Origin of the sequence: Actinomadura fulvescens (assembly GCF_039533225.1) — a bacterium.
In the GTDB taxonomy this organism is placed as follows: domain Bacteria; phylum Actinomycetota; class Actinomycetes; order Streptosporangiales; family Streptosporangiaceae; genus Spirillospora; species Spirillospora fulvescens.
In genome coordinates this window covers 1106655-1125378 of the sequence record NZ_BAAATD010000001.1, presented here as the reverse complement: position 1 = coordinate 1125378, position 18724 = coordinate 1106655, and the positions used below count along the sequence as shown (strand labels likewise).

General features: G+C 73.1%; 19 protein-coding genes. 11 read left to right on the top strand and 8 right to left on the bottom strand.

From position 1 onward, the window contains the following. Positions 1–6: 6 nt before the first annotated feature. The 5 genes from ABD333_RS05320 to ABD333_RS05300 form a co-directional block, all read right to left on the bottom strand. A complete protein-coding gene (locus tag ABD333_RS05320) occupies positions 7–504 on the bottom strand; it encodes a DUF2752 domain-containing protein (RefSeq protein ID WP_344538177.1) in 498 nt (165 codons plus the stop codon). A 20-nt stretch (positions 505–524) separates the two neighbouring features. Beyond that, entirely contained in the window at positions 525–1190 is a 666-nt protein-coding gene (locus ABD333_RS05315; protein ID WP_344538175.1) for a response regulator transcription factor, read from the bottom strand. After that, positions 1187–1846 (bottom strand): TIGR02234 family membrane protein, encoded by a 660-nt coding sequence (locus ABD333_RS05310; RefSeq protein WP_344538173.1) that lies wholly within the window; start codon positions 1844–1846, stop codon positions 1187–1189. The genes ABD333_RS05315 and ABD333_RS05310 overlap by 4 nt, the downstream gene beginning before the upstream one ends. After that, positions 1843–2214, bottom strand: coding sequence for a phosphoribosyl-AMP cyclohydrolase (gene hisI, locus ABD333_RS05305; protein WP_344538171.1), 372 nt, complete (start codon positions 2212–2214; stop codon positions 1843–1845). The genes ABD333_RS05310 and hisI overlap by 4 nt, the downstream gene beginning before the upstream one ends. A gap of 123 nt (positions 2215–2337) precedes the next feature. Further along, the gene (locus ABD333_RS05300; protein WP_018657218.1) at positions 2338–2544 is read right to left on the bottom strand and encodes a cold-shock protein; all 207 of its coding nucleotides are present in this window, start codon (positions 2542–2544) and stop codon (positions 2338–2340) included. Between the two features lie 587 nt (positions 2545–3131). Here ABD333_RS05300 and ABD333_RS05295 point away from each other — a divergent pair. The 8 genes from ABD333_RS05295 (at position 3132) to ABD333_RS05260 (ending at position 12197) form a co-directional block, all read left to right on the top strand. Continuing rightward, positions 3132–5048, top strand: coding sequence for an ABC transporter ATP-binding protein (locus tag ABD333_RS05295; RefSeq protein WP_344538169.1), 1917 nt, complete (start codon positions 3132–3134; stop codon positions 5046–5048). Continuing rightward, a complete protein-coding gene (locus tag ABD333_RS05290; protein ID WP_344538168.1) occupies positions 5045–6826 on the top strand; it encodes an ABC transporter ATP-binding protein in 1782 nt (593 codons plus the stop codon). Before ABD333_RS05295 ends, ABD333_RS05290 begins: the two co-directional genes overlap by 4 nt. Before the next feature lie 104 nt (positions 6827–6930). After that, entirely contained in the window at positions 6931–8196 is a 1266-nt protein-coding gene (locus ABD333_RS05285) for a hypothetical protein (RefSeq protein WP_344538166.1), read from the top strand. Positions 8197–8286: 90 nt separating this feature from the next. After that, the gene (locus tag ABD333_RS05280; RefSeq protein ID WP_344538164.1) at positions 8287–8694 is read left to right on the top strand and encodes a hypothetical protein; all 408 of its coding nucleotides are present in this window, start codon (positions 8287–8289) and stop codon (positions 8692–8694) included. Positions 8695–8743: 49 nt separating this feature from the next. Then, positions 8744–9316 (top strand): TetR/AcrR family transcriptional regulator, encoded by a 573-nt coding sequence (locus ABD333_RS05275; protein ID WP_344538162.1) that lies wholly within the window; start codon positions 8744–8746, stop codon positions 9314–9316. A gap of 97 nt (positions 9317–9413) precedes the next feature. Continuing rightward, the gene (locus tag ABD333_RS05270) at positions 9414–9746 is read left to right on the top strand and encodes a hypothetical protein (RefSeq protein ID WP_344538160.1); all 333 of its coding nucleotides are present in this window, start codon (positions 9414–9416) and stop codon (positions 9744–9746) included. A gap of 22 nt (positions 9747–9768) precedes the next feature. Next, positions 9769–10947 carry a winged helix DNA-binding domain-containing protein gene (locus ABD333_RS05265; protein ID WP_344538158.1) on the top strand — a complete coding sequence of 393 codons (1179 nt, stop codon included), beginning with the start codon at positions 9769–9771 and terminating at the stop codon, positions 10945–10947. A gap of 98 nt (positions 10948–11045) precedes the next feature. Continuing rightward, positions 11046–12197 carry an acyl-CoA dehydrogenase family protein gene (locus ABD333_RS05260; protein ID WP_344538156.1) on the top strand — a complete coding sequence of 384 codons (1152 nt, stop codon included), beginning with the start codon at positions 11046–11048 and terminating at the stop codon, positions 12195–12197. Between the two features lie 24 nt (positions 12198–12221). Here ABD333_RS05260 and ABD333_RS05255 read toward each other — a convergent pair whose 3' ends face one another. Then, the gene (locus tag ABD333_RS05255) at positions 12222–12890 is read right to left on the bottom strand and encodes a hypothetical protein (RefSeq protein WP_344538154.1); all 669 of its coding nucleotides are present in this window, start codon (positions 12888–12890) and stop codon (positions 12222–12224) included. A gap of 180 nt (positions 12891–13070) precedes the next feature. Between ABD333_RS05255 and ABD333_RS05250 the strand changes: the two genes are divergently transcribed. Together ABD333_RS05250 and ABD333_RS05245 are read left to right on the top strand one after the other, a co-directional pair. Next, positions 13071–14234 (top strand): acyl-CoA dehydrogenase family protein, encoded by a 1164-nt coding sequence (locus ABD333_RS05250; protein ID WP_344538152.1) that lies wholly within the window; start codon positions 13071–13073, stop codon positions 14232–14234. Continuing rightward, positions 14234–15136: an acyl-CoA dehydrogenase family protein gene (locus ABD333_RS05245; RefSeq protein WP_344538150.1), complete on the top strand. Its 903-nt coding sequence runs from the start codon at positions 14234–14236 to the stop codon at positions 15134–15136. The genes ABD333_RS05250 and ABD333_RS05245 overlap by 1 nt, the downstream gene beginning before the upstream one ends. Here the strand turns inward: ABD333_RS05245 and ABD333_RS05240 are convergent. Both ABD333_RS05240 and ABD333_RS05235 read right to left on the bottom strand, forming a co-directional pair. Next, positions 15123–16304: a hypothetical protein gene (locus ABD333_RS05240; RefSeq protein ID WP_344538148.1), complete on the bottom strand. Its 1182-nt coding sequence runs from the start codon at positions 16302–16304 to the stop codon at positions 15123–15125. The genes ABD333_RS05245 and ABD333_RS05240 overlap by 14 nt on opposite strands. Next, positions 16301–16834: a SigE family RNA polymerase sigma factor gene (locus ABD333_RS05235; protein WP_344538146.1), complete on the bottom strand. Its 534-nt coding sequence runs from the start codon at positions 16832–16834 to the stop codon at positions 16301–16303. Before ABD333_RS05235 ends, ABD333_RS05240 begins: the two co-directional genes overlap by 4 nt. Positions 16835–17012: 178 nt before the next feature. Between ABD333_RS05235 and ABD333_RS05230 the strand changes: the two genes are divergently transcribed. Continuing rightward, complete coding sequence (locus ABD333_RS05230; RefSeq protein ID WP_344538144.1) at positions 17013–18719, top strand: CocE/NonD family hydrolase; 1707 nt, start codon at positions 17013–17015, stop codon at positions 18717–18719. Positions 18720–18724 lie beyond the last annotated feature (5 nt).

The following is an 18724-nucleotide window of genomic DNA, read 5'->3' as shown; positions in this document are numbered from 1 at the left end:
GACCCCTCAAGGAGCCAAAGCGTGAGCAAAGGGAAGATTGCGGACAAGCCAGTACGCCGTCATCACCACCAGGAACGCCCCGACCGCCCATGGCCGGAACAGGACGGAGTCCATCGGCTCGCCCCTGACCGTGCGCACCGTCCAGGCGACCCACAGGTAGCCCAGCACCGGCAAGAGCAGGAACAGCAGCGGATTCAGGCCGAACGCGGCGCCGACGTCCCCGTGCGCGAGCGAATGGACCATGCGCATCGCTCCGCAGCCGGGGCAGTACCAGCCGGTCAGCGCCAGGAAGGGGCAGGTGGGGTAGTGCCCGGGCTCGTGCGGGTCGCGGAGTGACACCAGTGTCACGCCCGCCGCGACCGCCGCGAGGGTGCCGAGCGGAGCGGCCAGCGCGGCCCGGCGTCCGCGCGCGGGTCCGCGTCCAGGCCCGCGTCCAGCCCCGGGTCCGGGTCCGTCCGGGCCGGATGGGCCGGGCTGGACGGGCTGAGCGGGAACGCGGGTCACGATCCCCAGGGTAGGCGCGCTCAGGCGTCCAGGACGTAACCGACGCCCCGTACCGTCCGGATGGGGCTCTCCTCGCCGAGCTTGGCACGCAGCTGGGCGATGTGGACGTCCACCGTGCGGCTGCCCGCGCCCGCACCCGGACCCCACGCCGCGTCGAGCAGCTGTTCCCGGGTGAAGACGCGGCCGGGGTTGCCCATCAGGAACTCCAGCAGGTCGAACTCGGTCACGGTGAGTGCGACGCCGCGGTCGCCGACCGTCACCGCTCGCCCGCGCGGGTCCAGCATGACCGGTCCGGCGCGCAGGACGTCAGGCGCCTCGGGCGGCGCGCTCCGGCGCAGCGCCTCGGCGACCGCGCCGACCAGCAGCCGCGGGCCGAACGGCCGGGTCACCCGGTGGTCACCGAGTCCCGGCGCGGTGACCTGGTCGAGCGGGCCCGTCACCGCGATCACCGGGGCCGGCCGGGCGGCCTCGGCGACCCGCCGGTACAGCTCGGCGGGCCGGCTCACGGTGGACAGATCGAGCACGACCACATCCGGCCGCGTCAGCGCGGCGGTGGCGGCCGCGCGCGCCGGATCGGTCTCCACGTCGACGTCGAAGCCCTCGCGGACCAGGTAACGGCGTTCGAGCTCGGCGACGGCGGGCTCGTGCTCGATCACGAGCACCCGGCCGCCGCTCTCGGCGGTCACGGCCGGCGTTCCTCGGCGGCCGTGGGGCCCTCAGCCGCCGTGGGGTCCTCGCCCCGGTCCAGCGACTTCCAGAGGTCGTGCTGATCGACGGGCGAGGTGTCGCCGGCGGTGGACGTCCGGTCGCCGGCGGCCCTGCCGGCGGCGCCCGAGGCCCCGCCGGCGGCTCCCTGCCGTTCGTAGCGCGCCGACATCCCCGGCCAGCGCGCGCCGCGCACGACCGTGAGCAGACCGGCGGCGGCGAGCAGCGCCGCCCCGGCCACGGAGACCATCCACCACGGGCCGACCTCGACCGCGGGATGCGCGGACAGGCCCTGCAACAGGGCGCGCTCGTCCCCCGCGGCGGTGAGGACGTGGGAGCGCCGGACGGCCGCGACGGAGGCGTAGCCGATCCCGGCGCCGAAGATCACCAGAAGCGCGCCGACCCCGGCGCGCACCCGGCCGCGGGTCGCGAAGAGGGCCGCCAGCGCGGCGAGCCCGGCCCAGCCGAGGGCGCTCGCGGCGCCGCCGAGGTCGCGGCCGGTCAGCTCCTGGACGAACGGCGTGATCGAGTCACTGACGCGGACGGTCGCCCAGGACCGTCCGGCGGCGAGCAGCACGAGCCCGGCGCCGGCCGCGCACAGCAGCGCGGCCAGCCCGCGCTCACGGCCCGCGGTCACCCCCGCTCCACCACCACCGCGTCGAGCACGTCGCTGTCGAAGCAGGTGCGGTCGCCGGTGTGGCAGGCGGCGCCGAGCTGGTCGACCTTCACGAGGATGACGTCCTTGTCGCAGTCCAGGGCGACGGACTTCACCCACTGCTGGTGGCCGGAGCTCTCGCCCTTCACCCAGTACTCGCCCCGGCTGCGGGACCAGTAGGTGGCACGGCCCGTGGTGAGGGTGCGGTGCAGGGCCTCGTCGTCCATCCAGGCCAGCATGAGCACCTCCCCGGTGTCGTACTGCTGGGCGATGGCGGGCACCAGGCCATCCTCGGTGCGCTTGAGGCGGTCTGCGATCTTGGGGTCCAGATTGGACGGGCGAGCCGACATGGGCTCCATTGTGCCGGGTCCGCGGGCGCGGGTCGCACCGGCACACGACCAGGGACACGACCCGGCACACAACAAGGCCCGCATCCCGAGGGGATGCGGGCCCGGCCGTACGGCTATCGGGTGTTACAGGGGGACGACCTGGTCGGCCTGCGGACCCCGGTTACCCTGCGTCACCTCGAACTGGACGCGCTGGTTCTCATCGAGGGTGCGGTACCCGGAGGACTGGATCGCCGAGTAGTGCACGAAAACGTCCGGCCCACCGCCGTCGACGGCGATGAAGCCGAAGCCCTTTTCGGCGTTGAACCACTTCACGGTGCCCTGCTGGGGCATGTCTTTCTCCTTGCGGCAAAACATGGGCCCACACCTCGCGGGCCCAGCGCGGTCGCTGCGGAACGCTCTCGCCCCCGGCTCGTCCCGGAAAAGCCAAAACGCCCGCTGCCATCAGTCCGCGGGCGTCCATACAAACGATCGAGAACCACGACTGCAACCGACGAGCCCCACCGTATCACCGGTTCCACGTAAAGCGGAGGAGCCGCAAGCCCCGCGATTCCCCTGACGGCGAACGACCGCGTTACCGCCCCGTTAAAGGCTGCAACTTGCTTCGTCCAGGGTCTTGACAGCCTCCCGCAGCGGCGGCGCCGCGGGGCCTACGAGACGCGCCCCGCACGGCGTGCGGGGCCCTCGGGTGGCGCGCGATGCGCGCATGCGGCGACTCGCCGATAGGCGCTTGTATGAACAAATTCTTTAGGACAAAACAGCCAATCTTTGGCACTCGGCGCACGATTCCCGGAACGCCTCTCATGGCCACGGACGGTAAGCCTCGCCTCCCCTCGCGGGAATAAGTGGGCGATGCGGATGGTAGGGATGTGCAGGCCCGAACCCCCACGATCCGGAGATAAGCCGTGCCAGATGCCTCGATGCGCGTCAACCCCCACATACTGCGTGACGGCATGCGGGTGCTCGGGGTCGCGATCCGGGCGGAGCCGAGGGTCTTCGCCATCTCGGTCCTCGGCAGCGCCCTGTACGCCGCGATGACCGTGGCCACCGCCACCGTCCTCGGCCGGGTGACGGAGGACGTCGTGCTGCCGGCCTTCAAGACCGGCGACACCACCGTCGGCGCGCTGGCGGGCGCCTCCGCCGCGATCGTGGGCGTGGCCGTGTTCAAGGCGCTCGGGGTCGCGGCGCGCCGGTTCTACGCCGGGCTGATGCAGTACCGCATGCAGGCGCGCTACCGCCGGGCCGTCACCCGCCAGTACCTGCGGCTGCCGCTCGCCTGGCACCACCGCCACCCGACCGGGCAGCTGCTGTCCAACGCCAACGCCGACGTGGAGGCCGCCTGGGCGCCGCTCGCGCCGCTGCCGATGGCCGTCGGCGTGGTCTTCATGCTCGTGATCGCCGCCGTGTCGATCGTCCTGACCGACCCGACGGTGGCGATCGTCGGCTTCCTGGTCTTCCCGGCGATCGCGCTGCTGAACGTGGTCTACCAGCGGCGGCTGGCGCCGGTGGCCACCCGCGCCCAGCAGCTGCGGGCCGAGGTCAGCGAGGTCGCGCACGAGAGCTTCGAGGGCGGCCTGGTGGTCAAGACCCTCGGCCGGGAGCAGGCCGAGGCCGATCGCTTCGCCGAGCGCGCCGAGGCCCTGCGCGACGCCAACGTGGCGGTCGGCCGGGTCCGCGGGCTCTTCGACCCGATCCTGGAGGCGCTGCCCAACCTGGGCGTGCTCGCCGTCCTGCTGATCGGTTCGGCCCGGCTGGAGGCCGGTGCCATGACGGCGGGCGACCTGGTGAACGTGGCGTACCTGTTCACCCTGCTGGCATGGCCGATCCGGGCGCTCGGCTGGGTGCTGGCCGAGGTGCCGCGCAGCGTCGTCGGCTGGACGCGGGTCCGGTCGGTGCTCGACGCCACCGGCGAACTCCCGTACGGGCCGCACTCGCTGAACGGCAAGGGGGCTGCGGCCGAACTGGAGGTCCGCGAGGTGCGCTTCGCCTACGAGTCGTCCGAGGTGGAGGAGGGCGACGGCGACGGCGCGGGCGACGGACGGCACGTCCTGCATGACGTCTCCTTCGCCGCCCAGCCGGGCCGGACGATCGCGGTGGTCGGGCCCACCGGCTCCGGCAAGTCGACACTCGCCTCCCTCCTCGTCCGCCTCGTCGACCCCGGCGACGGATCGGTCCTGCTGGACGGGATGGACGTGCGGGACATCCGCCAGGGAGGGGTGGCCGAGACGGCCGCGCTCGTTCCCCAGCAGACGTTCCTCTTCGACGACACCGTGCGCGGCAACGTCGTGCTCGGCTTGGACGTGCCGGACGAACGCGTCTGGGAGGCCCTGCGGCTGGCCCAGGCGGACGGGTTCGTGGCGGCCCTCGGCAACGGGCTCGACACCAAGGTCGGGGAACGCGGAGCGACCCTGTCGGGCGGGCAACGGCAACGCCTGGCCCTGGCCAGAGCGCTCGTGCGGCGGCCCCGCCTGCTCGTCCTCGACGACGCCACGTCGAGCGTCGACGCCCAGGTCGAGTCACGCATCCTGCAAGGGCTGCGAGAGGCCCAGGAGGCGGAGGACGGGCCGGGCGCGACCGTCGTCGTGGTGGCGTACCGCAAGGCCACGATCTCGCTGGCCGACGAAGTCGTCTACATCGAGCACGGCCGCGTCCTGGACCGCGGGCCCCACGCGGAACTGCTGGAACGGTCCGAGGGCTACCGCAACCTCGTCAACGCCTACGAGCGTGCCGAGGAGGAGCAGGAGGCCCTCGACGACGGCGGGGGCGGAAGCGACGACGTGAGACACGGTGACACCAAACGCAGTGACATCGAAGGCAGCGAGGAGGCCCTCAGGTGACCGCGCTCAGTGACGTCTCGGTCCGGGAAGGCGCGGTCAGCACCCTGCGGCGCGGCCTGCGGCTGAGCCCGGAATTCCGGGCAGGGCTGGCCGGGACCCTGCTGCTCGCGCTCGTCGCGACCGCCGGACGGATCGTGGTGCCGATCGCGGTGCAGCAGACGATCGACAAGGGGCTGGGCGCCTCGGGCGGCCCGGACGTCGGCTACATCCGTACGGCCGTGCTGCTGTGCGCCGTCGCGGTACTGATCACGGCGGTCAGCGCGTACGCGATGAACCTGCGCCTCTACAAGTCCTCCGAGACCGGCCTGGCCGCCCTGCGGGTCAAGGCGTTCCGCCACGTGCACGACCTGTCGATGCTCACCCAGAGCGGGGAGCGGCGCGGCGCGCTGGTGTCGCGGGTGACCGGCGACGTGGACCAGATCAGCCAGTTCATGCAGTTCGGCGGGCTGATGATCATCGTTTCGCTGGGCCAGCTGCTGGTCGCCAGCGTGCTGATGGCCGTCTACTCCTGGCCGCTGGCCCTCATGGTGTGGCTCGCGTTCGTGCCGCTGACGTTCGCGCTGCGCCGGTTCCAGCGGCTGATCTCCGGCGCTTACACGCGGGTGCGCGAGCGCACCGGCGACCTGCTGGCGGCGGTCAGCGAGTCGGTGGTCGGCGCGTCGGTGATCCGCGCGTACGGCTCGGAGGAGCGCACCGCCCGGCGGGTCGACGAGACCGTCGACGCCACCCGCACCGCCCAGACCCGCGCGCAGGGCCTGGTCGCCCTCACGTTCCCCACCAGTGAGCTCACCGCCGCGGTCGCGACGGCCGCGGTCGTCGTCGCCGGGGTGCTGCTCGGGGTCGACGGCAACCTGACCGCGGGCAAGCTCGTCGCGTTCCTCTTCCTCGTGACGCTGTTCGTCAGCCCGATGCAGACCGCCACCGAGCTCCTGAACGAGGCGCAGAACGCGATCGCCGGATGGCGGCGGGTGCTCGGGGTCCTCGACACGGTGCCGGACGTCGCCGATCCCGGCGAGAAGGGCACGGTCCTGCCGCGCGGCCCCATCCGGGTGACGTTCGACGACGTCGGCTTCGCCTATCCGGACGGCCCGCCCGTCCTGCACGAGGTGAACGTCGCCATCCAGCCGCGCAGCCGGGTCGCGATCGTGGGCGAGACCGGGTCGGGCAAGACGACGTTCGCCAAGCTGCTCACCCGCCTCATGGACCCGACGTCCGGCCAGGTGCGGGTGGACGGCGTGCCCCTGGGCGAGGTGCGGTTCTCCTCGCTGCGGGAGCGGATCGTGATGGTGCCGCAGGACGGGTTCCTCTTCGACGCCTCGCTCGCCGACAACATCCGTTACGGCAGGCCGGACGCGACCGACACGGACCTGCTCCTGGCGCTGACCGAGCTAGGCCTGGCCGACTGGCTGGACGGCCTGCCGCGCGGGCTCGCGACGCCGGTCGGCCAGCGCGGCGAGTCGCTGTCGGCCGGTGAGCGCCAGCTCGTCGCCCTGGCCCGCGCCTACATCGCCGATCCCGACCTGCTCGTCCTGGACGAGGCCACGTCGGCGGTCGACCCGGCCACCGAGGTACGGATCCAGCGTGCCCTCGACGGTGTCACCAGGGGCCGGACGGCGATCTCCATCGCGCACCGGCTGTCCACGGCCGAGGCCGCCGACGAGGTCATCGTCTTCGACTCCGGCCGCATCGTGCAGCGCGGCCCGCACGCCGAGCTGGTGTCCGTGCCCGGGGTCTACGCCGATCTGCACGGCAGCTGGATCGCCCAGCGGCGGATCTGAGGAGAGCTGACAAGAGCCGACAAGAGCTGACGATCTTGGATCTGACCAGCCCGTTCGGAGTAAAACACTTGCCCGATATCGACTCTGGTGCGCATTCTGGCGGGGTGAACAACGAGGTCGTCTTGGAATCAGCGGACACGCTGCACGGGCAACTGCAGCGGGGTCTGGGCCGGGCCGCGCGCAGGGCGGCCGACACGCCGGGCGCGGGCGAGTACGTCCTCGACTGCATACGGCGCGATCCACGCTGGGACTACCAGTGCGAGACCAGGAGCCTCTATTACGCCCGCCTCCTGATCGATCTCGAACTCCCGGTCGGGCCGATCGCCGACCATCTGTTCGATCCGTCCGACCAGTCGGACGAGGACGAGCAGCGGGTGGTCCTGGCGCTGCGCGTCCTGGGCGACCTCGTCCGGCTGAGCCGCCGCGAGGCCGCGGTCCTGCTGCGCGAGTACGCCGAGGAGGGCACGCACTGGTTCGACGCCCTCGACGAGCTGATCGAGCTGCGCGACCCGGCGCTGACGACGGGACTGGCCACGCTCGTGGCCGCGCGCTGCGACGACGGCACGCTGGCCGACCTGGTCGCCGGGCCGCCGAATCCGGTGATCGAGAACTGGGCGGCCCGGGAGCCGCGGATCGCGGCCGTGCTCACCGCGCACCGGGAGACGGCCCCGGCCGTCCGCCGCCCCGGCGGCCCGGGCGGCGGCCTGGGGAGCGGCCGCTCCGAACGTTCCGAATCCGAACTCCTCGACCTGGCCCGGCGGCGCGACGACGGCGCTGTCGCGGCCATTTTCGAGCTCGGGCGCAGGCGTGCCCCCGCGCTGCTCGACCTGGCCGAGGAGATCCTGCCGCAACGGCCCAGCAGATGGGGCGGCGCGGTGTGCAGAGCGCTGCGTGAGTACGGGCCTGAGGTCCTTCCCAGGGCTCGCGCGTGGGCCGCCGCCCACAACGGCTGCGAGGACATGGCGCTGCGCATCCTCGCCCGGCATGGCACCCGCCAAGACATTCCCCTGCTGATGAGCGAGCTACGCGACGCGCTCTACAGGCGCGACTGGAGCGACGCCGCCGACCCCATCGAAGGCCTCGGCAGGCTCCGCGCCGGCGAGGCCGTGCCCTTGTTGAAGACCGCCTGGACCGAGTCCGCCTACGCCTTCCTGAGACCACGCGTCCTGACCGCCCTGACCCGCACCGCGCCGCATACCGCCGAGGCCTACACCGTCGAAGGCCTCTGGGACTGCGAAGAGGGCGTCCGCGAGGTCGCCGCCCACTCCGCCCCGCTCACGCACGACACCCGGGTCCGCCTCCAGCGGCTGCACCACGACCCCGCCGAGGAGCCCGAGGTCCGAGCCGCCGCCGCCACCCGGCTCATGTGAATCCCGCGAACCCTCGCCCCACCGGCTGAACCCTCTTCCCCCACGGCGCGTACCACTCCCCGGAATCGCATCTCCCCGGGAGGACGCACCATGGGTTTGCCGCACCTTCTCAAGGCCGCGCTGGTGGCCGGGCCCGCAGTGGCGTTGCTGGCGGGCTGCTCCGGAAAGCTGAACGGCGGCGCGCACGCCGGCCACGACGCGCCGGAGGCCAAGGCCGCCACCATCGATCAGATCGCCTCGGAGACCGGCTGCACGCTCTCGGGGCGCCGGAACGCCGAGGAACTGCGGCAGGGCGCGTGCCAGACCGGCACCGGGCGCTACACCGTGGTCGGCTTCACCACCGATCAGGGCCAGAAGAGCTGGCTTGAGGAGGCCAAGCCCTGGGGCGGCTCCTACCTCGTCGGCAAGCGCTGGGTCATCGTCAGCACCGTGCCCACTCTGGAGACCCTGCGCCGGCAGATCGGCGGCGACATCGTCAACGGCCGCCACCACGGCTGACCACCTCCCCGCTGGTTCTGCCAACGACTGTTGGCCTACATTTGTGGGCATGGTTTTCACCGAGCGCTCCGAACAGACCAGGACCGCGATCCTGGAGGCCGCACGCCGCCGTTTCGCCGCCGACGGCTTCGAGCGGGCCACGATCCGCGCCATCGCGGCGGACGCGGGCATCGATCCGTCGATGGTGATGCGGTACTACGGCAGCAAGGAGAAGCTGTTCGCGGCGGCCACCGACCTCGACCTGAGGCTGCCCGACCTGGCCGCCGTGCCGCACGCGGAGCTGGGCGCGACCCTCGCCCGCCACTTCGTCGAGCGCTGGGAGGGCCGGCTGGAGGACGAGATCCTCATCCTGCTGTTCCGGTCGGCCATCACCAACGAGACCGCCGCCGAACGGCTGCGGTCGGTCTTCGGCGCCCAGGTGGCCGGGGCCGTCGCCGCGGTCGTGGCCGACGCCGCCGAGGTGCCCGCGCGGGCCGGGCTGGTCGCCACCCAGGTGCTGGGCGTCGCCCTCTGCCGTTACATCCTGCGCCTGCCCCCGGTCGTCGCGTTCGACGTGGACACCCTGGTCGCGAGCCTCGCGCCGACCATCCAGCGCTACCTCACCGAGCCGCTCCCCCGCTGATCGGACGCCGTGTCACCGCCGGGTACTACTTCCGTTCCGTCCGGTTCCTCCCGGGGAAGGGCGTGCCGCCGGGCACCCGCCTCATAGACTCACAGGCATGCTCTCCCCAGTGAAACGCAAACTCGCCGTGCTCCCCCTCGTCCTGCTGCCGTTCGCGACGGTGGCGGCCTGCGGCGGGGAGAACACCAAGACCGACTGCAACCTGAACGCCTGCACGATCACGTTCGACCGCGGCGTGGACGCCAGCGCGTCGATCCTGGGCATCAAGGCCGAGCTGGTCGACGTCAAGGGCAACAATGTCACCCTCAAGGTCGGCGGCCAGCAGATCACCGTGCCGGTGGGCGAGGCCGAGCAGTCCGAGGGGTTCGACGTCCAGGTGCAGTCGGTGACGAAGGACAACGTGGTCGTCAAGATCTCCAACAGCGGCTGATCCGCGGGCCTAGGATTCGTCCATGCGTTCGATCACTGAGGCGGAACGGCGGGCCCGGCTCGCGATCAGGCACCGGCTGGCACCGGAGGCCCGGACCGACGACGTCGTCGAGATCGCCCGGTCGCTCGTGGCGTTGCACGCCACCGACCCGGCCACGGTCTTCCTCTCGGTGGCGGCGCGCAGCCGGGCCGCGACCCCGGACGCCGTCGAGAAGGCCCTCTACGACGACCGGACCCTGCTGCGGATGCTCGCGATGCGGCGGACCATGTTCGTCGTCCCGGTCGAGCTCGTCCCCGTCCTGCAGGCGTCCTGTGCCAACGCGCTGGCGGTCAAGCAGCGCCGGACGTACTCCCGGTACCTGGAGCAGGCCGGGGTCGTCGACGGCGACGTCGACGGGTGGTGGCGCGACGTCGAGAACGCCACCCACGAGGCGCTGCTGGCCCGCGGCGAGGCGACCGGGGCGCAGCTCAGCGCCGACGAGCCCCGGCTGCGCACCCAGGTCGACACCTCGCCCGGCAAGGCCTACTCCAGGCCGACCAGCATCACCACCTGGGTGCTCGTCACCCTCGGCGTCGAGGGCCGTATCGTCCGGGGCCGCCCCAACGGCTCCTGGATCAGCAGCCAGTACAAGTGGTCCCCCATCGAGGCGTGGCTGCCGGGCGGCGTGCCCGAGCTGCCCGCCGACGAGGCGCGGGCCATGCTGCTGCGCGACTGGCTCTGGTCGTTCGGCCCGGCGCCGGTGTCCGACCTGAAGTGGTGGACGGGCTGGACGCTGGGCGAGGTCAGGAAGGCCCTCACCCTCCTCGACGTGACCGAGGTCGACCTCGGCGGAACGACCGGGCTGCTGCTCGCCGACGACCTCGAACCCGTGGCCGCGCCCGATCCGTGGGCGTCCCTCCTGCCCGCGCTCGATCCGACACCGATGGGCTGGCAGGCCCGCGCGTGGTACCTCGGCGACCATGCGCCCGCGCTGTTCGACCGCAGCGGCAACATCGGCCCGTCCATCTGGTGGGATGGCCGCATCGTCGGCGGCTGGGCCCAGCGCAAGGACGGCGAGATCGTGACGCGCCTGCTGGAGGACGTGGGCGCCGACGCGACGGCAGCGATCGAGGCCGAGGCGGCCCGGCTGCCCGGCTGGTACGGAGATGTCCGCGCGACGCCTCGTTTCCGCACCCCCTTGGAGCGCGAACTCACAGCCTGAGCTCTGTTTCCCTGGGGGGCGACCCCCAGACCCCCGCAAACCGGCCTCAGGACGATCCTCGCTTCGCTCCGGTCGCCTGATCCGGGAAGATATGAGGCATGCCCGCTGAACGTATGCTTCCCACCCCCGAAGCCGAGGACCTCATCGCGCTGACCCGCGAGCTCTGCCGCAAGGAACTGGCGCCGCGCGCCGCCCCGGCCGAGGAGACCGGCACCTTCCCCCGCGACGTCTTCCGGCTGCTCGGCCGCAGCGGCCTGCTCGGCCTGCCCTACCCCGAGGAGCAAGGCGGCGGCGGGCAGCCGTTCGAGGTCTACCTGCAGGTGCTGGAGGAGATCGCCTCGGTCTGGGCCTCGGTCGCGGTCGGTGTGAGCGTGCACACCCTGTCCTGCTTCCCGCTGGCCAACTACGGCGGCGACGAGCAGCGCAAGCAGCTGCCCGAGCTGCTCGGCGGCGAACTGCTCGGCGGGTACGCGCTGTCGGAGGCGCACGCGGGCTCCGACGCCGGGGCACTCAGCACCCGGGCGCTCGCCGTCGACGACCACTACCTGGTCAGCGGCACCAAGACCTGGATCACGCACGGCGGCGAGGCCGACTTCTACGTGCTGTTCGCCCGTACGTCCGACGAGGGCGGCCGCGGCATCAGCTGCTTCCTCACCGAGGGACGGATGCCGGGGCTGACGTTCGGGCCGCCCGAGCGGAAGATGGGGCTCACCGGCTCGACGACGGCGCAGCTGCACTTCGACAACGTGCGCGTGCCGGCCGAGTGGCGGCTCGGCGACGAGGGCCAGGGGTTCCCGATCGCGCTGGCCGCGCTCGACTCGGGCCGGCTCGGCATCGCCGCGTGCGCGGTCGGGCTCGCGCAGGGCGCGCTCGACCACGCGGTCTCCTACGCCGCCCAGCGCGAGCAGTTCGGCCGCCCGATCATCGCCAACCAGGGGCTGGCGTTCCTGCTGGCCGACATGGCGGCCGCCGTCGAGTCCGCCCGCGCCACCTATCTCGACGCCGCCCGGCGCAAGGACCGCGGGCTCCCGTTCGGCCGCCAGGCGTCCATCGCCAAGCTGGTCGCCACGGACGCCGCGATGAAGGTGACGATCGACGCGGTCCAGGTTCTCGGCGGCTACGGCTACACCCGCGACTTCCCGGTCGAGCGTTACATGCGCGAGGCCAAGGTGATGCAGATCTTCGAGGGCACCAACCAGATCCAGCGCATGGTCATCGGCCGCCACCTCGCCAAGGACGCCGCGACGTGATCCCGCGCCGGGCGGCCGGGGCGGTCAGCCGCCGTAGGGGCCGGGCGGGGGCATCTGCGGATAGCCTCCGCCGACCGGTCCTGCCGGTCCCCCTGTGGGCGGACGCTGTGCCCACGCGCGCCGCTTGGAGTTGCGGCGCCGCAGCGGGATCACGATCGCGGCGATGATCCCGATGCCGCCCAGGAACAGCCCGCCGAGGAAGGCGACCCCCAGGTAGCCGTCGACGGTGTCGTCGGGCGTCACCAGCAGCTGGCCGGTGGCGCCCTGGCACGTCAGCCGCGCCCTGCCGGTCAGCGGGGCGTCGAAGGTCGCCACGTACCGGTAGGAGGGGTACTCCGTCGCGCTCCAGGAGTTCTTCTTCGTGAGCGCGACCGGACCCGGGGAGCCGCCGTCGGCGGGCGCGACCGAGCAGGCCGACGGACCGGCGGCGGCGCCGCGTACGTAGACGAAGTAGGGATGGCCCTGGTGGAGCTCGACGACCAGGCCGTTCACCGGATCGCCGGCCGCCTTGGGACCGGAGGCGATCTGCGTCTCCTCCCACTGGCCGATGAGCAGGGCGGTGAAGCCCACCACCGAGACCAGGATCAGCACGACGGGCAGCAGGTACCAGGCGGCGTGCGGCCGGACGGGCGCGGCGGGCGTCCAGGCCCGCCCCTGCGGCGGCAGCATCGGCGCGTTCGGTCCGGCCCACATGGTCGTTCTCCCCCGCTTTCAGGCGTTCTGGCCGCCACGATGTCAAAGAAACCGGCCGCCCGCCATACGACGCCTCACCAGGTTCGGCACCGCCGGTAAGGGGCCACTGACAGCCGTGCGCCACCACCTCGGTAACGTCGGGCTCCGACGGAGCCGGGCTCCGCACAGAGAGGAGGCGAGGTGGCCACGCTCGAACCGGGCACCCTCCCGCCGGAGGCGCCGCGGCTGCGCGCCGAGGTCCGCGCGTTCCTCGCGGCGCGGTCGTTCACTCCGCGCTGCGACAGCTGGCTGACCGGCGCCGACCCGGCGTTCAGCCGTGCCCTCGGCGAACGCGGCTGGCTGGGCATGACGCTGCCCGAACGGTACGGCGGCCACGGCCGCTCGCCGCTGGAACGCTTCGTCGTGATCGAGGAGCTGCTGGCCGCCGGGGCGCCGGTGGCGGCGCACTGGATCGCCGACCGGCAGACGGGCCCGAGCATCCTCGCGAACGGCTCGGAGGAGCAGAAACGGCGGTTCCTCCCGGCGATCGCGCGCGGGGAGTGCTTCTTCGCCATCGGCATGAGCGAGCCCGACTCCGGTTCGGACCTCGCCTCCGTCCGTACCCGGGCGGAACGGGTGGACGGCGGCTGGCTGCTGCGCGGCACCAAGGTCTGGACCAGCGGCGCCCATCTCGCGCACGCGATCCTCGTGCTGGCCCGTTCCGAACCGTCCGGCACCGACCGGCACGCGGGCCTCAGCCAGTTCATCGTGCCGCTCCCGGCGGAGGGCGTGACGATCCGTCCGATCCGGGGGCTGTCCGGCGACCACCATTTCAACGAGGTCGTCTTCGACGAGGTCTTCGTGCCGGGTGATCTGCTCCTCGGCACGCCCGGTGACGGCTGGCGGCAGGTGACCGCCGAGCTCGCCTACGAGCGCAGCGGCCCGGAACGCCTGCTCAGCACGTTCCTGCTCGTCCGGCTCCTGCACGAACGCGCCTCCGGCCCGGCGGCCCGCCGCGCGGTGGGCGCGCTCACCGCCCGCCTGTGGGCGCTGCGCCAGGCCTCCCTCGCCGTCGCCGGCGCGCTGGCCGCGAGCGAGACCGCCGGCGTCCGCGCACCCTCCGACACCGGCCCCCCGCCCCCGTCGATCGAAGCCGCCCTGGTGAAGGACCTCGGTACCCGGTTCGAACGCGAGGTGATCGACGTGGTCCGCGAACACGTCCAGCTGGAGCCCGATCCGGGCGCTGCCGATCCTCTCGTCCGGGCACTGGCCGAGGCCGTCGTCCAGGCTCCCGGCTTCACGCTGCGCGGAGGCACGAACGAGATCCTGCGCGGGATCGTCGCCCGCGGCCTGGGGGTGCGGTGATGGGACTCCTCGAAGAGACCGCGCACGCCGTCCTCGCCACCGGCGGTCCGTGGCCGGCCCTGGAGGAGGCCGGGCTCACCGGCATCGGCGTCCCCGAGGACGCCGGCGGCAGTGGCGGCACCCTGGCCGAGGCCGCCGCCGTCCTGCGGATCGCCGCGTACCATGCCGCGCCGGTGCCGCTGGCCGAGACCGCCTGGCTGGCCGGGCCTCTGCTGGCGTCCGCGGGCCTGCCGCTGCCCGCCGGTCCCCTCACCGCTGTGGTAGGCGAGCCGCGCCGCGTCCCGTACGCCCGTTCGGCCCGCCGCCTCGTCGTGCTCGACGCCGGGCGGGTGTCGGTGTTCGACCTGGCCCGGGCCGGGATCACACCCGGGGCGAACCTCGCGGGCGAACCCCGTGACGACGTCTCGCTCGCCTCCGTCCGGCCCGAGGCCACCGCGCCCACCTCGCTCACCGCGGCCGACGTGCGGCTGCGCGGCGCCCTGGCGCGGGCCGTCCAGCTGACCGGCGCGGCCCGCCGCGCACTCGACCTGACGGTGCGGTACGCGGGCGAACGCGAGCAGTTCGGGCGCCCGATCGGCCGCTTCCAGGCCGTCCAGCAGCAGCTCGCGGAGCTCGCCGGGGAGGTCGCCGTCGCCGACGTCGCGGTACGGGCGGCGGTCGGCACCCCGGACGACCCGGTGGCGGTCGCCGCCGCCAAGGCGAACGCCTCCCGCGCGGCGGGCACGGTCGCGGCGATCGCCCACCAGATCCACGGCGCGATCGGGGTCACCGAGGAGCACGAGTTGCGCCGCGCCACGCTGCGCCTGTGGTCGTGGCGGGAGGAGTACGGCGACGAACACCACTGGGCCGGTGTCCTCGGCGAGCTGGACACCGGCCCGTGGTCGCTGGTCACGGGGTCGTGACGCCGACGGGCCGGGTCGGGAGCACGCGGCCCATCCTGTAGTCCCGGCCGTCGCTCCACAGCAGCCAGTCGCCCGCCACGTGGATCACGCCGCGCCACGACACCGCGCGGTCGGCCAGCGGATCGAACAGGACGGCCTGCCGGTGCCCGTCCGCGCCCGTCACCGAGTACGCGACGTGCCTGTTCCCCGCCGTCATGGTCGCCTGGGCGCCCTTCGCGCCGGGGTGCAGCCACCGGGGAAGCGGAACGGCGTCCTGCGCGCGGCCACTCCGGTCGGCCGTGCGCAGCGTGCCGCCCGCGACCCACGCGAAGACGTGCTTGTTGGCCGCCGCGTACCAGGTCTGGTCCGTGTCGGCCATGGTCTGCCCGCGCACGCCGGCCGGCAGCGGGGTCTCCTTCACGATGCGCCCGGTGCGCACGTCCACCTGCCGCAGGACCTTGTCGTTCGAGGGTTCCACGACCCACAGGTCGGGCGCGGAGAAGGCCACCGCGTCGCCGAGCACCGCCTTGCCGTGGTTGGGCACGGCCTTCCCCGGGCGGCGGCAGCCCTCCGCTGTGAACGGCTGGCGCATGATGTCGCTCCAGGCCAGGAATCCGCCGTCCGCCCAGACGGGCCGCTTGGCCTCCGCGCTCTGCGGGCTGACGACCCGGGTCTTCCCGGTCGCGTCGCGGCACTCCAGGTCGAACCCGCCCGGCTTGATCCAGGTGAACGCGCCCGAGCCGGTCGACAGGCCGCCCTGGGCGCGGACGCCGGTCGCCACCGGGGTCCTCGTCGTGGGCCCCGCCCGCCACACCTTCGCGTCAGGGGTACGGCCGAGCACGCTGCCGTCCGAGCCCAGCGCGTCGACGCGGAAGCCCGGCACACCCGAGATGCGCACCAGGCTCGCCGGGTCCACCAGCTTCGCCGGGTCGTCGAGCACGCGCGGTGCCAGAGGGGAGGCCGTGTCCCGGTCCTCCGCGTCCCGCGTGGCGTCCGCCACCAGGAACGGGACCGCGACCGCCGCCGCGGCCGCCGCGGCCATGATCGGAACGGCGGCGCGCCGCCGCGTACGGGCACGGCGCAGCCTCCGCCGGTTCTCGGCGTACGCGCCGGGATGGGGCCGCACCTGCTCCTCGGCCACCTCGCCGAACGCGGCTCGCAGACGTTCCTCGACGACGTCGTCTCTCATGTCCCCTCCTTCAGTCGGTCCCTGATGGCCGCGATGGCCCGCCCGCAGTGGCCCTTGACGGTGCCCACGGCGATGCCGAGCGCGTCCGCCGTCTCCCGTTCGCTCAGGTCGAGCCAGTAGCGCAGGACGAGCACCTCGCGCTGCCGCCTCGGGAGCTGCTCGACGACGTCGAGCAGGGCGCGGATGTCCTCGCGGTGGACGGCCTGGTGCTCGGCCGAGGCGGCGTCGCCGAGCACCGCCAGCTGGGCGTGCCGGCGCCTGGCCATGCGCAGATGCCGGAGCCTGCTGCGGCTGGCGTTGCACACCGTGGAACGCAGGTACGCCAGGGCGGCGTTCTGGTCACGCAGCGTGCCGCGCTTGCCGTGCAGGCGGACGAACGCGTTCTGCACCACGTCCTCGGGGTCGTCGGCGCCCAGGAGATGGGCCAGCCGTACCAGCCCCCAGAAATGCCCATGGAACAAGGCCGCATACGCTTCGTCGCCGCCCGGGGGCGGTGCGGCGACGGTCTCGGCCGCCGGTGTTTCGGTCACGGGCAAGAGACGAACGTCGGCGCCAAAGGTTCGCCTGCGATTCGGAACATTCTTCGCCAATCCCCAGGGATGCCGTCAACGGAAGGAACGGCTACCGTTACCGAGTAGTAGCACCCGACCTGGCCGAGGAGACCCGTTCTTCCACCCCGCCGGGCTCGTACGGCGCTCTGGAGACAGCATGGCCCTGAGGGACCGCCTGCCCGCCTCGCCGATCAGATTTCCCCGCCCGCGCCGCCTTCCCCGCTTCACCGTCCACCGCGACCTGCCCGTCGTGATGCCCGACGGCGCGACCCTGCTCGCCGACCGCTTCGTGCCGGCCGGCGTGCGGCGGCCACCGCCCACGATCCTGGTCCGCACGCCGTACGGGCGGCGCGGCCCGGCCTCGGTCATCAACGGCCTCCCGCTCGTGCCGTTCGGCTTCCAGCTGGTCGTGCAGAGCGTGCGCGGCACGTTCGGGTCCGAGGGCGAGTTCGACCCGCTCACCCATGAACAGGAGGACGGCCTCGCCACGGTGCGATGGCTGAAGGAACAGGACTGGTTCAACGGCTCGTTCGGCACCTACGGGCCGAGCTATCTCGGGTACACCGCCTGGGCGTCGGCCGCCGGGGCGGGACCCGAGCTGAAGGCGATGGCGCTGCAGATCACGACCTCCTCGATCCTGGACGCGGCGTACGTCGGCGGCTCGTTCGCGCTGGAGTCGGCGCTCACCTGGAGCGACCTGACCGCGCGGCAGCAGACGCCGCTCGGCATGCTCACCGCGCCGCTGACCGCGCGCCGCCGCGTGCTGAGGGCGGCCCGCAGCGGCCGGGCGCCGGTGGAGCTGGACCTGCTGACGGGCGGCTCGCCGCTGCGCTTCTACCGCGACCTGCTGGAGGGCCACGGCCACGAGCCGGGATCGGACTTCTGGCGCAAGCGCGACCTCAGCGGCACGGTCGGCGAGGTCACCGCGCCGGTCTCGCTGATGGGCGGGTGGTACGACATCTTCCTGCCGTGGGAGGTCAAGGACTACCTGGCGCTCCGGGCGGCCGGGCAGCAGCCGTACCTCACCATCGGCCCCTGGTGGCACACCGACGCGCGGCACGGGCTCGTCGCGTTCCGCGAGGCGCTGGCCTGGTTCCGCGCGCACCTGCGCGGCGACTTCTCCCGCTTGCGCGCCAATCCTGTTCGCGTGTACGTCACGGGGGCGCGCGAGTGGCGCGACTATCGCGACTGGCCGCCGCCCGGCACGGCGCAGCAGCGCTGGCACCTGCACTCGGGCGGCGGGCTGGGTGAGGACGGCCCGCAGGAACGGCCGGGCAGTGCCTATCGTTTCGACCCGGCGCGGCCGACCCCCGCGCTCGGCGGCCCCACCCTGCTGGGCAGCTCCAAGCCGATCGACAACCGGCCGCTGGAGAAGCGTTCGGACGTCCTCGTCTTCACCTCGCCCGTGCTGACCGAGAACCTGGACGTGATCGGCCCGGTCTCCGCCGACCTGTTCGTCCGGTCGAGCCGCGAGCACACCGACTTCGTCGTGCGGCTGTGCGACGTCGCGCCCGACGGCGTGTCGCTGAACGTGTGCGAGGGCGGCATCCGGCTCGACCCGGCCCGGCCGGTGGCCGACAAACCGGTCGGCACCGAGGGGGTGCGGCGGATCGCGGTCGACCTGTGGCCGACCGGGCACCGGTTCCGGCGCGGCCACCGCGTCCGCGTGCACGTGACCAGCGGCGCCTACCCCAAGGTGGCCGCCAATCCCGGCACCGGCGGCCCGCTGAACGGGATCGGCGCGTTCCTGCCCGCCGACCAGGAGGTGTTCCACGATCCCGACCGTCCGTCGGCGATCCTGCTGCCCGTCGTCGAACGGTCGGCGGAGGCCGCGATCCCCGACCCCGCCGCCGAGGAGGTCTGAGACGC